12 protein-coding genes are annotated in these 18,609 nt (G+C 51.2%); 1 reads left to right on the top strand and 11 read right to left on the bottom strand.

Features of this window, described 5'->3' with window-relative positions; translation table 11 throughout:
- Positions 1-199: 199 nt before the first annotated feature.
- The 8 genes from lipB to C233_RS0112800 form a co-directional block, all read right to left on the bottom strand.
- Complete coding sequence (lipB, locus tag C233_RS0112835) at positions 200-880, bottom strand: lipoyl(octanoyl) transferase LipB (RefSeq protein WP_262482842.1); 681 nt, start codon at positions 878-880, stop codon at positions 200-202.
- Between the two features lie 33 nt (positions 881-913).
- Positions 914-2,239, bottom strand: a complete 1,326-nt coding sequence (locus C233_RS0112830) for a HAMP domain-containing sensor histidine kinase (RefSeq protein ID WP_025068970.1) — start codon at positions 2,237-2,239, stop codon at positions 914-916.
- Between the two features lie 19 nt (positions 2,240-2,258).
- A complete protein-coding gene (locus C233_RS0112825) occupies positions 2,259-2,936 on the bottom strand; it encodes a response regulator transcription factor (RefSeq protein ID WP_018667971.1) in 678 nt (225 codons plus the stop codon).
- A gap of 50 nt (positions 2,937-2,986) precedes the next feature.
- Positions 2,987-6,112: an efflux RND transporter permease subunit gene (locus C233_RS0112820; RefSeq protein ID WP_018667970.1), complete on the bottom strand. Its 3,126-nt coding sequence runs from the start codon at positions 6,110-6,112 to the stop codon at positions 2,987-2,989.
- A 15-nt stretch (positions 6,113-6,127) separates the two neighbouring features.
- Complete coding sequence (locus C233_RS0112815; protein WP_025068971.1) at positions 6,128-7,219, bottom strand: efflux RND transporter periplasmic adaptor subunit; 1,092 nt, start codon at positions 7,217-7,219, stop codon at positions 6,128-6,130.
- Between the two features lie 6 nt (positions 7,220-7,225).
- On the bottom strand, positions 7,226-8,488 hold the full coding sequence (locus C233_RS0112810; protein ID WP_018667968.1) for a TolC family protein: 1,263 nt from the start codon (positions 8,486-8,488) through the stop codon (positions 7,226-7,228).
- Positions 8,489-8,850: 362 nt separating this feature from the next.
- On the bottom strand, positions 8,851-10,500 hold the full coding sequence (locus C233_RS0112805) for a RagB/SusD family nutrient uptake outer membrane protein (protein ID WP_018667967.1): 1,650 nt from the start codon (positions 10,498-10,500) through the stop codon (positions 8,851-8,853).
- Between the two features lie 12 nt (positions 10,501-10,512).
- Entirely contained in the window at positions 10,513-13,245 is a 2,733-nt protein-coding gene (locus C233_RS0112800; RefSeq protein ID WP_018667966.1) for a SusC/RagA family TonB-linked outer membrane protein, read from the bottom strand.
- A 137-nt stretch (positions 13,246-13,382) separates the two neighbouring features.
- On the opposite strand from C233_RS0112800, the gene C233_RS0112795 reads away from it, so the two are divergent.
- Entirely contained in the window at positions 13,383-14,216 is an 834-nt protein-coding gene (locus C233_RS0112795) for a helix-turn-helix domain-containing protein (protein ID WP_018667965.1), read from the top strand.
- Between the two features lies 1 nt (position 14,217).
- On the opposite strand, the gene C233_RS0112790 is transcribed toward C233_RS0112795, so the two are convergent.
- The 3 genes from C233_RS0112790 to C233_RS0112780 all read right to left on the bottom strand — a co-directional run bounded on the left by C233_RS0112790 (position 14,218) and on the right by C233_RS0112780 (position 18,513).
- Entirely contained in the window at positions 14,218-15,882 is a 1,665-nt protein-coding gene (locus tag C233_RS0112790; protein ID WP_018667964.1) for an HAD-IC family P-type ATPase, read from the bottom strand.
- A gap of 71 nt (positions 15,883-15,953) precedes the next feature.
- Positions 15,954-16,265 carry a heavy-metal-associated domain-containing protein gene (locus tag C233_RS0112785; RefSeq protein ID WP_025068972.1) on the bottom strand — a complete coding sequence of 104 codons (312 nt, stop codon included), beginning with the start codon at positions 16,263-16,265 and terminating at the stop codon, positions 15,954-15,956.
- Between the two features lie 31 nt (positions 16,266-16,296).
- Positions 16,297-18,513, bottom strand: coding sequence for a TonB-dependent receptor (locus C233_RS0112780; RefSeq protein WP_025068973.1), 2,217 nt, complete (start codon positions 18,511-18,513; stop codon positions 16,297-16,299).
- Positions 18,514-18,609 lie beyond the last annotated feature (96 nt).

Genomic DNA, 18,609 nt, shown 5'->3' with positions numbered 1-18,609 from the left:
GTTTATTAAACGAACGTTTAAAAAACACCTTCAGACAGATTTTCCCCCTACCCTCCTCCATACCAGCAAGCATCGGACAAGAAAGTTAACATCATCGGAAGCAGTAAGTTAACTTCGTACAGCTAATAAGTTAACTTACTACACTACAAACAGTTAACATCATTGCAACAACGATATTAACTCACAATATTTTCCCTGATTACATACCTTGCAGCATCCCCTTCAGCTCATGACAAAGCCGCTCTTTCACCTCCTCTATCGGAACTTCCCGCCCTAACTCTTTCCGGAGCGAAGTCACCCCTTTATCTATAAACCCGCAAGGGTTGATATAGCTGAAATAGCGCAAATCCGTATTGACATTGAGCGCCAGACCGTGCATCGTAACATAATGGCTGCTGCGCACACCGATAGCACAGATTTTACGGGCACGAGGGGAATCCCCGTCCAACCATACGCCGGTGGCCTTTTCCATACGCCCGGCAACTATTCCGTAAGAGACACAGACATGAATTACCGCCTCCTCCAACAGATGCACATACGCTTTCAATCCCAAAGAAAAATCCTCCAGGTTCAGGATAGGATAACAAACGAGCTGCCCCGGCCCGTGATACGTGATATCGCCGCCCCGGTCTATATGATAAAGCGAAGCCCCTATCGCACGAAGCTGCTCCTCACCCAGCAGCATATTGCCCTCCTTACCGCTACGTCCCAGCGTATATACATGCGGATGCTCACAGAGCACGATATGGTTTACATACTCACCTCCCGTTTGCTTGGCATGCACAAGTGCATCGAACCATGCCGTTTGCCTGTCCCATGCCTCGGCATAGGGAACAGTCCTCCAATCCGATATTTCCAGTTTCATGGAAACAAAAGTAATAATAAAAGTGAAAACGAAAAATGGAATGACAGATTAAAACGTCACAGTAACCCGCGTATATTCATTCAACCGGGAATCTACCGTTATTTTGCCACCATACACAGCCAATATTTTTTGAGACAAGCTCAATCCTATTCCCTGCCCCGAATATTCACGCGTATTGCTTGCACGGTAAAAAGAATGAAAAATATGTCCGGCTTCGTCTTCCGGAATACCTATCCCATAGTCTTTTACTTCAACCACAGTCTTTTTCCACGAGCAAATAATATTTACATCCACCTGCCCTTTAGAATATTTCCGCGCATTATCGATTATATTTTGAAAAGCGACTTTAAGAAGATGATAATTGGCTGTAATACAAGCTGTGCCCCCCTCTGACGCTTCCGTTTTTAATGCTACCTGCGGATATTGCAGGCATAAATCATTTAACAATACCGCTAAATCCACCCGTTCCCGGTTACCTTTCAAAAGTTCAGAATCCTGGCGTGACAAAAATAACAAGTGCTTTATCAACTGAACGACCCGTTTACTCTCCACAGATATACGTTGTAAGGACTCCACATACTCTGCGGTAGAACGTTCCTTCAACAAACTGATTTCACACTCGCCCTGAATGGCTGTAAGCGGATTATTCAACTCGTGGGAAGCATTGCTGATAAACGACTTCTCCGCCCTGAAAGCCGTATCAATCCTATCGAGCATATCATTCAGAGTCCGAATCAACTCATCCAACTCATCCTTATTATCGAATGTTTTCAGTCGTATATTCAGATTGTTCCCGCGAATATGCCCCAGCTCCTTCAAAATATGCTGCAAAGGACGTAAGATACGATTGGCATACAACTTTCCGATAAAATAGATAAAAACGCAACTAACCAACAAAAGGAAAACCGCGAGGATAAGTATATGATTCTGTATATCGTGCCCGTAATCGTTATTCGCCATTACCAGCACTACAAAATTGCCTTCATTATCCGGATAATACAATGCCGCTCCTCTAAGCTCGCCATAGACAAAAGCGACGGGGACGCTCTTGAACAGCCTGTTTTGCTGGTAGCTGTCGAGATATTTGTTCAATGAATCATTGACGGCAGGCACACTATCCATGTTCAGCAACACTTCCCGCGCCTGCGGCAGAAGCTCGTTATATTTCTGCTGTATCTGCCGGTAACTCGTCTCATCCACTTCGTCCTTTTCCCAATGCTTCTGGGCAGTAAGAAAAGCTTTCTCGGCAAGATAAGAATCATACAGATTATTGATATAGTGCGACGTAAAGATATAAAACACAAGAACAATTACAGCGATAACCCCTACCGTAACCACCGTATAAAACATTGCTATCTTAGAACCGATTTTCATGCTGTCTCCTCCCGGCCGGTTATTCCACACCCATGATATACCCCATTCCTATTACCGTATGAATGAGCTTGACATCGAAATCCTTATCAATCTTATTCCTGAGATAATTCACATACACATCGACCACATTCGTATTGGTATCGAAATTCTTATCCCATACATCCTTCAGCAGCGTAAGGCGGGAAAGCACCATACCCTGATGCGTCATAAAGTATTCCAAAAGGCGATATTCCTTTACCGTAAGGTCAATCGTCAGATTAGCTCTCCGGGCACGCCTGGTATTGCAATCCAATAAAAGGTCGTTACAGACAAGCTGCTGTACGGACACATCCCTTCTCCGGCGCAGCAAGGCCTTGATACGCGCCTCCAACTCCTGGAAACTGAAAGGTTTTACCAGATAATCATCCGCCCCGGCATCCAGCCCTTTCACTATATCTTCCGTAGTACCCAGTGCGGTAAGCATGATAACCGGTGTACGATACCCTTCTTTGGAACGGAAAAGGCGGCATAAATCCAGCCCGTTCATACGCGGCATGATGATATCGAACACCAGTAAGTCGAAAGCCTCATTCCGGAGTATCTCCCATGCCGAAGCACCGTCATGCACTACCGTGACCGTATGCCCGAATTCCTGCAAGCCGCGTTCGATGAACGAGGCGATATTCTCCTCATCTTCTGCCAATAATATTTTTGCCATACTACAATATACTTTAAAAAAGCGTTTTGCAAAGATAAACGATTTACGGTTTATAATTTTCTTTGTTTCAGGTTTCCTTCCCTGTCATACAGCATTTTCGCATAAACAGCCTCTACGATAAGCGGAAATATGAACAATGCGAAGAAAGTAGCCCCTATGAGTCCGCCGATAATGACGATAGCAAGCGGACGCTGCGATTCCGAACCGATGCCGTGACTCATGGCCGCCGGCATCAAGCCGATAGCAGCCATAGCCGCCGTCATCACCACCGGACGCACACGGGAACGTACACTCTCTTTAACAGCATCCGGCAAAGGCATCCGGGATTGTATATTATGCTTGATATCCGAAATCATAATCACTCCGTTTTGAATGCAAATGCCGAACAAAGCGATAAAACCGATACCCGCCGAAATAGAGAAATTGAAATTCGTTACTAACAAGGCGATAATACCGCCCACTGCCGCAAAAGGCACATTCAGCAACACCAGTCCGGCATCTCTTGCATTGGAAAACAGGACAAACAGAATTACAAAGATAATTGCAATACTGACGGGAACGACCTGCGACAAACGTTTGGTAGCCCGTTGCTGGTTCTCAAAATCTCCCGTCCATTTCAGGCTGTACCCCTCCGGCAGATGTATAGCAGCATCTACTTTACTTTGCGCTTCGGCCACAGCAGTTCCCATATCCCTACCACGAACGGAAAACTTCACGGCACAGAAACGGGTATGGTTATCCCGGAAAACCAGTAACGGCCCGGTAATGGTCTTTATCTCCGCCAGCTCTCTGACAGGAATCATCGTTCCGTTCATCGTAGGAACCAGTATCTTCCCTATCTCCTCCTCGTTCTGGCGGAACTCCGGTTTGTAGCGTACCATGATATTGAACTTACGCTCGTCCTCATAAAGCAATGAAGCAGACTTGCCGCCGATAGCCATTTCGATGATAGACTGCACATCTTCTTTGGCTACGCCATAACGCGCCAGGCTTTTCTCGTTCAGCTCGATGCGCAATTCCGGCTGACCGATGTTACGGATAACGCCCAAATCCTCGATACCCTGTACCGTACTTAAGATTTTGCGAATCTCCACAGCTATCTTTTCCGAACGGTACAAATCTTTACCAAACACTTTTACCGCAATAGAACCTTTCACTCCGGAAGCCGCTTCCTCCACATTATCCGTAATAGGTTGCGAGAAGTTGAAGTCGATGCCCGGATAAAGCGAAAGCTCCTCCTGCATCTTATCTATCAACTGCAACTTGGTAAGCTTGCTCTCCCACTCCTTTTCCGGGTAGATATCCACATGGAACTCAATATTGTAAAATCCCGTCGCATCCGTTCCGTCGTTAGGGCGCCCCGTTTGCGAAAGAACCTGTTTCACCTCAGGATAGGCGGCAAGCCGGCGCCTCATCTTATTGGCCAACTGTACGGATTCGTCCAATGAAACGCTTTGGGGCAAAGTAGCACGGATATAAATAGAACCTTCGTTCAGTTGGGGCAGGAATTCCGTGCCCAACATTGTAAACAGCCACAAACCGGCAACAGCGACAACGCTCGCCACGCCGACAGCCCATTTGCGGCGGGCATGGCATTTATCAAAAAACGCCGCAGCCTTCTCATTGATGAAACGGACAAAGAAATTATTCCTCTCGCGTACATCCTTTTTCAGCAACATGGACGACATCACCGGAACCAGCGTCAGCGTAAACAGCAATGCCCCCAACAGCGCAAAACCCAATGTATAGGCAAGCGGGGAAAACATCTTCCCCTCCACCTTCTGGAATGAGAAGATAGGAATAAGGGCTGTAATGATAATCAGCTTGGAGAAGAATACCGCTTTCGCCTTATCTTTCGCCGTATGGCGGATAAGCCCCATTTTCGACATCAGGTTAAAGGCAGGCATCCCTACCTCCCTGGCTTTCTTATCGAGTGCAACGAATACCCCTTCCACCATTACCACCGCACCGTCTATTATGATACCGAAGTCGATAGCCCCCATAGAAAGGAGGTTGGCCGACATCCCCATGATACGCAGGCAAATAAAGGCGAACAACAATGCCAGCGGTATCACAACCGCCACCACTACCGTAGTGCGCCAGTCCGCCATAAATATCAGCACGATGAACGTCACCAGCAGAATACCTTCGACCAGATTACGGGTCACGGTATCCACCGCCAGGTTTACCAGCCTTTCCCGGTCATAGAACGGAACAATTTGCACATCCCCGGGCAATATATTCTCGTTGATATAGGCGATTTTAGTTTTCAGGGCGTCGATAACCTCACCCGGATTTTCACCTTTCCGCATCACGACAATTCCCTGCACTACATCATCCTCGTCCATACGCCCTACCTGCCCCAAACGCGGCAGGCAAGACTCATGCACCTCGGCCAGATGACGGACAAGTACCGGAGTGCCGTCGATATTCTTCACAACGATATTCCTCAGCTCCTCCATATCGTTTATGAGCCCGATACCGCGTACCACATACGCCTGCGAACTCTTCGTTATCACATCTCCGCCCACATTGATATTGCTGTTGGCAATGGCATTATACAATTCCAACGGAGTGATACCGTAATTAATCAGCCGGTGCGGATTAACGCTTACCTCGAAAGTCTTTACCTCGCCGCCGAAACTCACGATATCCGCTACCCCCGGCACGGCACGCAGGTTACGCTCAATCACCCAGTCCTGCAATGTTTTCAGTTCGCGCACGCTCCGTTCGTTACTACGCAGAGTATAACGGTAAATCTCGCCCGTAGGCCCGTAAAGCGGCTGCACCTCCGGGGTAACCCCCTCCGGAAGGTCTGCATCGTTCAACAGGTTATAAACCTGCTGGCGGGCGGTAAAGTCGTCCACCCGGTCTTCGAACATCACATTGACGACCGAAAGCCCGAAAAGAGTGGTAGAACGTATATCCGTTTTCTTCTGTACCGGATTCATCGCTATCTCGACAGGAATCGTGATGAATTTTTCCACTTCCTCGGCGCTCCGTCCCGGCCACTGGGTGATTATCGTAACCTTCGTATTGGTTACATCCGGAAAAGCGTCGATTGCTGTATGCCTGAAAGACACCACACCTGCAATAACAGCGACTGCCGTACAGAAGAAAACAAAGAACTTGTTCCTCAGCGAAAAGGCTACGATATTATCTATAAATTTATGCATCGTCCATTCCTCCAATCAGTCTTTGTGCAACGCATTATAAACCAACAACACATTCTCGTTCAGCACCCGCTCTCCCGCAGATACGCCGGAAGCAAGGTAGCACACCCGGTCTGACTGTTTATACACCTCGACCTCCCTGACCGCAAGCCGTCCGTCGGCAGCCACCGTCACGACATAATTCCTGCCATTTTCAAAGACAAGCGCATGCGGGTCGATACAAGGCAGCTCTTTATCGGCAACTTTGCTCCGGACATATACATTGGCAAACATTCCCGGTTTCAGCAGATAACCGCCGTTAGCCAGTTTCACCCGCACACTCATGGTTTTACTCTCGCTGTCCAGCATATTATACACCTTATCTATCGCCCCGGTAAACTCCTTCCCGGCATAGGCAAGGGTGGTAATACGCACCGGAGCCCCTTCGCGCACCTTGCTGATATCGCTCTCGTACACATCCGCCATTACCCACACGTTTTCCAGCCCGGAGATAATAAAAACCTCCTCGTTCTGGTCGGAACGCAACTGCATCTCCCTATTGATATTTTTCTCCACGATAAAGCCCGACACCGGCGCCTTGACCTGGTAAAGCGACTTCCCCGAGATATGGTAAATGGAGAAGATTTCAGAAATCCTCTCGGCCTCGGCCCCGGCATTACTCAGCTCCTGTTCCGCCTGCAACACATCGCGCTCCGATGCCATGCCCGAATCGAACATATCCCGTACCGACTGCATATTACGGCGGGCTATAATCAACTGCTGCTCCGCTTCCTTGCTCTGCTTCTCATAATCAGCCACCTCACCGCTCCGGATTGTGGCAAGTACATCGCCTTTACGTACATAATCACCTATTTCGACAGACACATCCGTCACCGTTCCGCCGAAAATGGGAAATACGCGGGCTACCTGTTCCTGGTTGAAAGTAATCCTGCCGTTCAAAGTCAGCTCATCGGTCACTTCACGGACAGCGACGGTATCGACCGATACCACATTCTTCAGGCTATCGGTCAGGTAAAGTTCCTGCGAAACTACCGGGGAAGTTTCGGAAAGGCCGGTACAAGCCCCCGACAAGGCGGCACACAAACAAAGTGGAAATAAAATCCGATTCATATATCCTTAATAATTAAATACGGTTTGTCCTACAATCATGTTCAGGTTCTCCATAGCGAGGAATACGTTCTTCCTCAATTCGTACAACTGCAAGCAGGTTTCTTTATAACTCTGATAATAATCGATAAACTCCAGCATGCTTATATTGCGTTTGCGGAAGTTCTCGTTAACCCCCTCTATGAGCAGGTCGAAGTTACGCTCCAGCCCGTTATCGGATGTCCGGTAAAGCTCCACAGACTTTTGCAGCCTGCAATTAGCCGTATAAAGCTCCATGCGTGCCTTCTCTACGGCATACTCCTCTTGCTTGCCATTTTGCAATATATCCAGCTTTGCCGATTTGATATTTCCCTGGTTACGGTTAAAGACGGGTAGTGACAGGCTGACCCCCACTGCAAAATAATCATCGATAAAGTTTCCCGCACGGTCGTACATACCTTTTATCGAGAACTCGGGAGCTGCCATAGCGCGCTGTAACTTCAGATTGGCTTTCGCCGCCATTACTTCCGCACGGGCGGCTTTCAAATCGGGACGCACGGCAAGCATGGCACTCATATCGGCGAACGACACGGCCGAAAGGTCAATCCGTTCCAGTATGCCGTCGTCCAGCAGCAGCTCCACTTTCCGGGAAGCAGGGAGGTTTAATAAAAGATGCAGTTCGCCCTCCAAATCAGCCAGCTCATTCGCCGCATCGTTTTTCTCCTTTCGCAGCGACAGCAACAACGCTTCCATTCGGGAACTCTCCATTAGCGAGATATTGCCCTTGTCCTGTTGCTCCTTGGTAGCCTGCAAAAGCTGTACAAGCGATTCTATCTCCCTGTCATACACCGCCACTGCACGGGACAGGAAATAAACTTCGACAAAAGTACGGTTCAACTCGCTGCGCAGCGTACGCAATACCTCCTCAAACTGGTAGCCTGCAATCTCTTTATTCACCTTTTCCAGCCGAACACGCTTGTTACGCTGCCCGGCTATATTGATAACCTGCTCTATCTCGATTGCCGCTTCCCCCTCTTTCCCGAAATCGAAATACTTGCCGTTCAGCCGGTTGTAGATATTCTGTTCCAAAGAAATCACGGGATTGTCGAACAGCTTTGCCTGGGTTACCTGCGCCTGCGCCATATCTATGTTGTAGCGTTCGGCAATCAGCGAAAGATTGCGTTCAATAAAAACGTCCTCCGCATCTTTCAGGGATAACTGCAAAACCGTTTCCTGCGCATGCAAAAGTCCGCACACGATAAAAAAAGACAGGATAAAAAATGGTTTCTTCATGCTTACTTCTGTTTTTGGCGCAAAAGTAAGGCTCTCCTGCCGGAAGGACGCGCTAAAGATGATTATAATACACTTAGACGGAATTAGAAAACGATTAGAGCAAACCTCGGCAGGATTGTAATGGCACGAACGGAACGGATAATAGCACGAACGGAACAGATACCGCATCCGGTCGGTATGCAAAATCCCGTACTTTTCCGTTCATCCCCCGCAAGTCGAAGCTGGTACTGATTGCAGCAGACAGGCGGCAGAAGTCACGGTAAAGAATAATCGGAAGAAGTAGTAATCGGCTGCGAGTACTCCAACATACACGATGACAATGCGAACAGTATCGAATAGAAAGGATACCGGGGTGAGATACATCAGTTCCCCGTTGCCTCATACCCCTTGTTCTGCCGCAGCCTTCCATTCATTTTCAGCACATTGCCGGGAATAGGAAACACAGTGGTATAACCGCTTTCCTCGCCTGCCAGTTGCGGACGGTCGCTATATGCACGGGTAAACCGCCCGAAACGGATAAGGTCTTGGCGCCGCCACCCTTCCCATGCAAACTCGAGCAGTCTTTCATCCAACAGGTTATCCAGCGTTGCCGGACGTGCTACGGCTCCTACGCGGCTGCGCACCTGCGCCAACTCCGCATCCCCGTTCCCGCCGTTGCGTACTTTGGCCTCGCTTTTCATCAGCAGCACATCCGCATAACGGAACAAAACGATGTCGTTCTCCATTAATTTGCCGTCTTTGGTCGCATCCGTATCAATGGCATACTTTTTCATACGCGCGCCTGCCGTCTTTTCATAAGGCGTATCCGATATATCGACCGCCACTTCCCACGGGTGGTATTCCAGTACAGTACCGTCGTCCAGCCTGATTAAGTCGCCCTTCAAATCGTACATCACACCGGCAAAATAACATTTGTCGAAACGGGGGTCTACCTCGTCCGTGCCATAACCGAACACACGCAAGGCATCCTTTGTGGCGCTCGACCCGTTCTCGCCGCTCAATCCGTAAGCCTTGGCATGGTTGTAATGGCGCGAGCGGAACAGATATTGCATCTGGTTGGTATATAAAGTCTTGTTCATCGGAATAGTGAAGATATTCTCTACCGAAGGCTCGTTATAAACGGCAAAATTCGTCTCGTACAAAGGTTCCAGCTCATAACCCATTGCGGCAATACGGTCGCAGTAATCCACTACCGCTTGCCAGGCATTCCGCTGCTGTCCGTCTATGGTAAAACAGATATCCCTGCCGTCGGGACGCACGCCGTCCGTCCAGTCGTTGTCCGTATAAACCTCCGCATTCAGCGCCAGCTTGGCAAGCAGGAAATAAGCTACCGGACGGGTAAGGCGCCCGTAATAATCGCCCGACCGGTTGCTGCGTTGTTCCGCCAGCAAAGGCGCCGCCTCCTGTAATTCCTTTACTACGAAATCGAACACCTCCTTCCGCTCGCTCTGCACGATATCGCTCATGGATGCGGAAGACGAGAGCACCAACGGCACTCTGCCGAACAAGTCCAGCAAGTAATAGTAGTACATGGCACGCACGGCACGCACCTCCGCCAGGTATGCCGGCAGCTCGGGGTCGTCGTGGGTTGCCTGGAATTTTTGGATTTGCTCTACCGACTTATTGCTAAGCATCACCACTTTGTACAGATACTCCCATGTAGCCTGAACAGCATCATTGTTCACTCCCCATTTATGCAGATACAACCCCTGCCAGAAACCGCCGTCGTACCAGTCTCCGCCCCGGGTGGGCATGATAGCCTCATCGGTGGTGAATGTGTTCAGGTCGTAGACGCCGCGTCCCGTGCCCTGCAACCCCTGGCTGTCGGCGTAGCCGCCTACATAATTATACAAGGACGCCACCGCATTGAGGTACACGTCGGAGAGTGTACGGTACGCATCCGTATGGTCTATTCCGTCGCGAGGGTCTTCACGCAAAAAGCCGTCGCAGGCGGCAAACAAAGGGAGACAGCAAACCGCCGCCAGCCAGTATGATATACGATACTTCTTCATATCCTTATTCCTTTAGAAGTTAATATTCAATCCCAACGTATAAGTCCGGGCAAGCGGGTAGTTCCGTTTGTCGTCCAGTCCCAACGTACCGTTCACCGTGGCGCTGTTTATCATCGGCGAAAGCCCCGAATAGCCGGTAATGGTGGCGAGGTTGTTCACGGTAAGGGTCAGCCGCAAACTCCAGATATACTTCCTCATCCCCCGCAAGGGTACATTCCAGCCTGCCGTTACATAGTCGAAGTTTACGTAATCGCCCCTTTCCAGCCAGTAATCGGTTGCCGTCTGGTCTTTGATATTGGCTTGCGGAGCACCCTTCATCACGTTATAGTCGGGGAAAATGCCCATATTCATATAGGTAAGCGAAGTGCCGTTGTATATCTTATGCCCGAAAGCCCCGTTTATCTGTACCGACAGGTCGAAATCCTTATAACGGAAACTGATATTGGAACCGACCACCGCCTTGGGCACGGCTTGCCCGGCGATGTAGCGGTCTTCACCGTCTTCCAGGCTGACGCCGTTGCCGTTCAAATCGGCTACGCCGTACCTGTACCCGCCGTTGCCGTCCGACACCAGCCCCGTGCTATGGGGAAGGTAGAACACGCCGAGCGGCTGCCCCACAATCTGGTAGGCTATATGGTTGTATCCGCCGTGGAACCCCGCCCCGTCCAGGCTGGATATGCTCTTATACTCGGCGGCTTCGATGTGCTCGCCGTTATAAACGCCGCTCAACGAAAGCAGCTTATTCTGCTGGAAAGAGACGTTGGCGTTGATGTTGAGCTCCATATCCTCCGTTTTCAGGGGTGTAACCCCCACTGCAATCTCCACGCCGCTGTTACGCATCGAGCCAATATTTGCCACCAGCGTGTTGTACGTAAACGGCGGCACGCTCACATTATACATATAGAGCATATCGGTAGTCTTGGAAAGGTAATAGTTCGTCGAAAACAGCAGCCGGCCGGCAAACAGCGCCAAGTCGAAACCGGCATTGAAGTTATGCTTCACCTCCCACTTCAAGTCGGGGTTCGTATTCCGCAACTCGCTCAATGACACTACCGGAGCGCTGCCCACCGGCACTACCCCATTGGGCTGCGCCAGCCGCAATGTCGTGTACGAGTTTATCCCGCTCTGGTTACCCGCCAGGCCGTAGCCCACGCGGATTTTCAGGTTATCCACCTGCGGAAAGCGTTTCATGAACTCCTCTTGCGTCACATTCCACGCCGCCGATACCGAGGGGAAAAAGCCCCACTTATGATTGATGCCGAACTTGGAGGAAGCATCCGCACGGGCATTCACCGTCAACACATAACGGTCGGCATACGTGTAGTTGGCGCGTCCCATGAAAGAGAGCAGGCGGGTACGTTCGTAATACGAATTAGTCCCTTCCCACGGGCGCAGCGCCCCCGCCTGCAAGTTATCGAAGCCGAATAAATCGGAGCTGAAATTGGTTACCGTCGTATAGAAGCCGGAGAACTTCTCCTCCTGCACTTCCGCCAGCGCCAACGCGTCGATGAAGTGCCGCTTCAAATGTTTCCGGTAGGTCAGCATGGCATTGCCCACCAGCGATTCCGACTTACGCACACCCCTGTATGCCTGCCCGTGCGCCCATACGCTGGTAGGCAGGTACTGGGAATTCTCCGTCATATTATAAGAATACGAGCCGAATAGCTGCATTTTCAAATCGGGCGTGAAATCCAGCAACAGCTTGGCATGCGTGCTGATGCGCGAAACAGACTCCTTATCCTTCACTTCCATCCATGCCAGCGGATTGGTTATCTGGCTGGCATTCGTTACGCCGTCCCAGGAACCGCTTTCGTTTTTACGGTTAGGGAAGGTGGGATTAAAGGCAGCCGCCGAGTAGAATGTTTTTTGCTCGTCCACCAGATTGCGGTTATCCTGCACCGAGCCGAACATGCCGACATCGCACCGGACGAAACCGTCGAACAGGCTCTGCGTCATATTCATGTTCGAGGTGAAGTTCCGCGCATTCTCATTGACAATCACCCCTTCCCTGCTCATATACCCCAACGACACACGATAGCTCGACTCGTCCCTTCCGCCGTAAAAGGCTACGTGGTGGTCTTGCTGGAACCCCGTCTGCTGTATCTCTTTCTGGAAGTCGGTATCGTTCCCCTTGTCGATTATGGAAACTCCCGTCCTCTCCGCCACGCTGCGGAACTCATCCGCCGACAGCATCTTCAGGCTCTTATAGACAGATGCCACACCGAAGCTGCCGTTGTAGCTTACACGTGTTTTGCCCTTCACCCCTTTCTTGGTCGTTATCTCGATAACGCCGGACGCACCCCGCGAACCGTACTGCGCCGTTTCGGAAGCATCTTTCAGAATCGTGAAACTCTCTATGTCAGCGGGATAAACGGAGGTAAGCATCGAGATGTCGCCGAATACGCCGTCGATGATAATCAGCGGGTCGTTGCCGCTGGCCAGCGAAGTAGTACCGCGCAGGCGTACGGCATCCAGTGCGGCGGTTCCATTGGCAGCCCGCTGTATGGTAAGGCCGGGCACTTTGCCGTAAATCGCCTCCAGCGGATTGGTTATCTGGTCTGCCTTCAACTGCTTGCCCGTGAACTTCTCCACCAGGGAAGATATATTCCGGGGATGCCCCACCGTATATCCTATGGTAAGCAACGAATCGGGAACGCCTGCCGGCATATCCTGCGCCTGTATGTAGAATGCCGGCAACGCGGCACACAGAAATCCGGCGGAAAGTAATTTGCGGTATTGTTTCATAGCTTTATCTGTCAGTAAGATTAACACTCTACCTTTAATAACAATTAAAATTAAAAAAATCCCTGCGCAACAGCAAGTTTTTCGGTTCATTTTCGCAAAAAAGCGTAACTTTGCGCAAACCAAAAACGACAACACCTATGGAATTTCCACAAGTCGACCTTCCCGTAGACCTGATTGCATGGACGGACGTTACAGAGGACATCCTGAACATATACAAGCAATCATGCCGTTTGAAGGCGTGCATCTTCGCGTTATGTACCGAAGGCTCTATCACGGTATCTATCAACCTAATGGATACCGAGATTAAGCAAGGCGACTTCGTAACGCTCCTTCCGGGCACTATCATCCAGTTTTACGGGCAAAAGGAAAAGGTGCGCATCGGCTTTGCCGGATTTTCCGAACATTGTCTCAACGGGGTCAACATCATCCAATCCACCATGAGTTCGTATTCCAAGATTATGGAAGCCCCCGTCATACCCCTCAACGAAACCATTGCCTCCTATTTCAGGGATTACTTCGCGCTGCTGGCACGCATATCCACGGGGCCGTACATGCCCAAAACACGCATGGCGCAGAATGTGCTGGATACGCTTCTCTACGGTATCAACGAGCTGTACAGCAACCGCCCCGACACCCAGAACAGGATTAAAAGCCGTAAGGAGGAAATCTGCCGCAAGTTCATACAACTGGTTATCGAGAACTACACCACCGAACGCCGTGCACAGTTCTACGCCGAGAAGCTGGGCGTATCCCTGCAACACCTCAGCACCACTATCAAGTTGGTAACCGGCAAAAACGTACTGGATATCATTGCGCACGTCGTTATCATCGACATAAAGGCCAAGCTGAAATCTACCGACATGACTATCCAGGAGATAGCCTACTCACTGAACTTCCCCAGCGCCTCGTTCTTCGGCAAGTACTTCAAGAGGCATATGGGAATGAGCCCGCTGGAATACAGGAACAGTTAACCTACCTCCTTGCCAACACCGTACAGGAAAGGGCAATGACCGCCACAGCCAGCATAGGGGTCAGCAATATACCATACACCGGGTAAAGGACGCCGGCAGCTACCGACACGCCTGCCAGGTGGCAGATTATCATCCGGAGCTCGTTCCGGCGTATCAGCCGGAAGGTATGGCGCGACAGGGCGAACAGGGCGGGAAGCGACTGCAAGCCGGAAGACTTCATCGTTACCATAACCTCCTCCGCCACCGCAGCGCCGTCCTCTCCCTCCATGACGATACCCACATCGGCGCAAGCCAAAGCCCGCATGTCGTTGATACCGTTGCCCACCGCCACCACGGTTTTTCCCTGCAACCGGAGCTCACGGATAAAAGTCTCCTTGTCCTCCGGCGAAGCATCGGACACATAGCGGGTAATACCCAGCTCGTACGCTATGGTCGAGGCGGTACGCTCGCCGTTGCCCGTAAGCATGCAGATATCGAGCTCCTGTTCGCGTAACTCCCTGACTACCCCGGAGGCGGTAATCTTCAACCGGTCTTTGACAGCGATAATGGCAAGCAGCCCGTTTCCGCACCCGAAGTACACGATACTGTTGCCCTCGGACTCGTACTCCGCCAGCATATCCCCCAAAATGTCCGGCAGGTAAACCCGGTAATCTTTCAGCAGTTTATGACTGCCCACCCAGTATTCAGCACCTTTATAAGTAGCCCTTACCCCCTTTCCGTCCAGCGTCTCGCTCTCGTCCAGGCGGGCGGGTACAATCTTTTCCCCTTGCAGGGCGGCAGTGATAGCGACCGCCAGCGAATTGGCGGAATTCATTTCGGCAGCCAGCAGCACCTTCTTGAAATGCCTCTCCTGGCACTGCGCCCACAGCCAGGCGGTGACGGTGGGATGTCCCTCGGTCAGCGTGCCCGCCTTGTCGAAAACCACCGCATCCGCCTTGTCCAGACGTTCCAGGACAAGGGCATCCTTTATCCGGATGCCTTTGCCGGCAGCCTTACCCATTGCCCGCATCAGGGCGACGGGCGTAACCAGGCCGAGCGCACACGGGCATGCCACTATAAAAGCAGAGGCAGCCGCATAGAAAGCATGCGGCACAGCCTCCGCGCCGCCGAACAATATCCAGGCAATAAATACAAAAACCGCAATCCCCGCCTGAACCGGCAAAAGGATACCGGCAATGCGGTCTTTGCCGTGCAGCTCTCCGGAGTGTAAACGGAGTACTTTGCCGGTAAGTCCTATGGCAACGGCCAGCACAGCCACCTCGTAATAGACATGCGGCCGAAGCCCCGCAGCATACCAATAGCCGGGGAAAAGCATGTTGAACAGACTGAAAAGGAAAGTGACGGAGATACCGGAAGCAATCAGCGTATCCACGGTGATGCGCCCCTTACGGAGCTGTTTCCAGGCATCCGCATAGAAAGAAGCCCCCGACAGCGACAGCACGGGGACGGCCAGCAGCATCCGGAGCTCGCTGCTATAAGACACGTATGTATGAAATATGGAAAGAAGCAACAGCGGAACGGAAAACAGCCATGCACTCGCAGCCTGCATCTTCAGGCTGCGGTACTGCCTGCTGCGCTTTTCCCTGTCGCTTTTTTCCATACTGCCGGCACGTTCCGCGCAATGCTGTCCCTGCGCAGAACATACTCTTTTCGATATATCGCTCATTCTACCTTATTTTTTAGGAAGTTGTTACTCTGGTTCGATAAAGCAACAACCGGAATGAGCCGTTTGTTCAGTTACTTCTTATCGGCCTGCTTGCTCTCCTCCACAAACTCCGCTTCGTAATGGAACTTCCTGAACCCTTCTTTCAGCTTTTCGATATCGGTCTTGTCGGCATCGTAGGTAATGGTTACCGTCTTGGTCTTTAAGTCCGTATCGAACTTCTTCATACCCTTTTCGAAACGGATATTGTTGTTTATCTTTTTCACACAATTCTCGCACGTCATCTGCGGAACCTTGAACACTGCCGTACGAATGTCCTTTGCCATAACGGTCGTTGCACCCAGCAATACTGCTGTCAAAGCAATCCGGATTTTTCTTGTTTTCATATCCATAATTATTTTAGCGGTTAATAATAAATCATATTCTCGGTATATTGAAACGTACCCCTACGTACGCCTTTACTCCATGCATAGGCCCCCATACCATTGTGGCGTCGAAGTTACTGCCCCAGGGGTCGGAGGCATCGATTATGGGATTTTTCTGCTTGAAGTTCGTAAGGTTCTCCCCGCCGACGTAGACAGACCAGCGGCGGAAGTAACGGGTTACCTGCACACTCAACTGTTCAAAGCCATTGTAGCGCTGCTCCCACGACCACGTACCGTCCCCCCGCTCGTAAGGGGCAGGCATGCGGCCGCCGCCGTTCAACTGCAATGTAGCGTCGAACTGCCACAAGCCCAGCGGCGTCTGGTACGAAGCGGTAAGCAATCCCTTGTACTTGCCCGTGAGCGGCTTCTCACGCAACTGCCCGTCGTAGGTGGTCTTGGCGTCCGTCCAGCGGTAGGCTGCCGTAAGGGTAAATCCCGGAAAGAAGGGATAGGTAGCCTCTACCTGGAACACCTGCGAGTACGACCGCCCGTCGAGATTGTAGAACAGGACGGCATGCGGGTCGGCATCCATGTCCACTACCACCTGCTTGAGGAAATCCGTATAATAATACTCGGCATTCAGGTTCAGCGTCTTGCCGAACAACGGGATGTAGGCGGAAGCGCTGGCGCCGTAGTTCCATGCCTCGTCCTGGTGGAGGTTGCGGGCGATGTCTATCCGGCGGCTGCTTGCCAGCAGGTAGTTGTTCTCGGCAAGGACGTGGTTGGTGCGATACCCTTTTCCGGCGGAGAGGCGGAAGTGTACGTACTCGTTGGGATTGTATTTTACATGGAAACGAGGCGTGACGAAATAGCCGTGCTCGCTGCTGTGGTCGCCGCGGATGCCACCCATTAGGATAAGCTTGTCGTCCAGGTTATAGGTGTACTGTACGTATGCTCCCGGAACGGCTTCCTTTACGAACTGCCCTGCCAGGGGTTGTCCTGCATCGTTCGTCAGACGGTAATGCTGGTCGTAGGAGTCGTAGTTGAAACTCAACCCCGTAGAAAGGCTATGGCGCTTGCCCAGCTCCGTCTCGAACAAAAGGGACGCATAGGCATTATACTGGTCTACATCGTACAACTTGCGCCCGTACATGGCATCCTGCTTGTGCAGCGAGCCGGAAAGGATAAGTGCCAGGTTGGTATTTTTCTCCTTGTCGAAGATGTAGGCGTTCTTGGTAAAGGCTTCGTAGCGGCCGGTTTCGATAGCTATCCTGTAAGGGTCGTTCCAATGGTTGCCGCCGTGGTTCACCTGCCCGCTGTTACGGTCTTCGGACAGGGCTTTGATGCCTGCCTGGAACACATACCTGTCGCCCATATACGCCCAGCGGTTCCATACGTTGTACTGCTTCACCTGCGGAATATCGGCAAAACCGTCGTCGTTGCCGTCGTGGGCTTTGGTTTCGTTTTCATAATGCGCCAACAGGGAAGTGCTCCAGCGCCGGGAGAGCTTCACGGTGGCGTCGGCATTGGCCTCGTAGCGGCCGGTAGTGCCGGCAAAAAGGTTCACGGAGAGCCAGTCGGCCTCGGGCAACTGGGGTTTCTTGAACTCCACGTTGATTTGCCCGGTGATTGCCTCGTAGCCGTTCTTAACGGATGCGCTGCCCTTGCTTACCTGTATGCTCTGCATCCACGGTCCGGGCACGTATCCCAACCCGTACGGGGCAGCTACGCCGCGGAAGTTGGGTATGTTTTCCGTCATCATCTGCACGTAAGTGCCGGACAGCCCCAACAGCTTGATTTGCTTGGCTCCCGTAGCGGCATCGGAATAGGTCACGTCTACCGAAGGGTTGGTTACGAAACTCTCGCCGAGGTTACAGCAGGCGGCACGGGTAAGTTCGGCACTGCTTATCATATCCTCGTTCATCACGCTGTTACGCAGTTTCATCGTTCCGAGCTTACGGCTGACGATATCGACCTCGCCCAACTCCACCCCCTCGCGAAGAACGATATCCAGGACTTCGTTGCGCCCGTTCACATGTATCGTATCGTTCTCGAAGCCGATGAAGCTCACCACCAGCATGTGCTTGCCGGCAGGCTTCGGAAGGGAGAAAGTCCCGTCGGCGGAAGAGGTGACCCCTTGCGTAGTGCCCAGCCAGAAAAGGTTGGCTCCGGCAACCGGCTCACCCGAATTATCTTTTACCGTTCCCTTTACCTGTGCCTGCAAAGCGGCGAAGGGAAGCAGCAGCAACATTAACCATATGTATTTCATTCCAGTTCTTTCTTATTTTGAAATTCTACAATAAAACGATTATTCGTCTCATGGGACAAAAATATCCGTCTTGCAAGATAAAAATATCTGTCCTAC

The sequence above is a fragment of the Bacteroides gallinarum DSM 18171 = JCM 13658 genome (genome assembly GCF_000374365.1).
In the GTDB taxonomy this organism is placed as follows: Bacteria; Bacteroidota; Bacteroidia; order Bacteroidales; family Bacteroidaceae; genus Bacteroides; species Bacteroides gallinarum.
The sequence above is the reverse complement of the archived record's forward strand: the minus strand, read 5'-3'. Positions and strand labels throughout refer to the sequence as shown.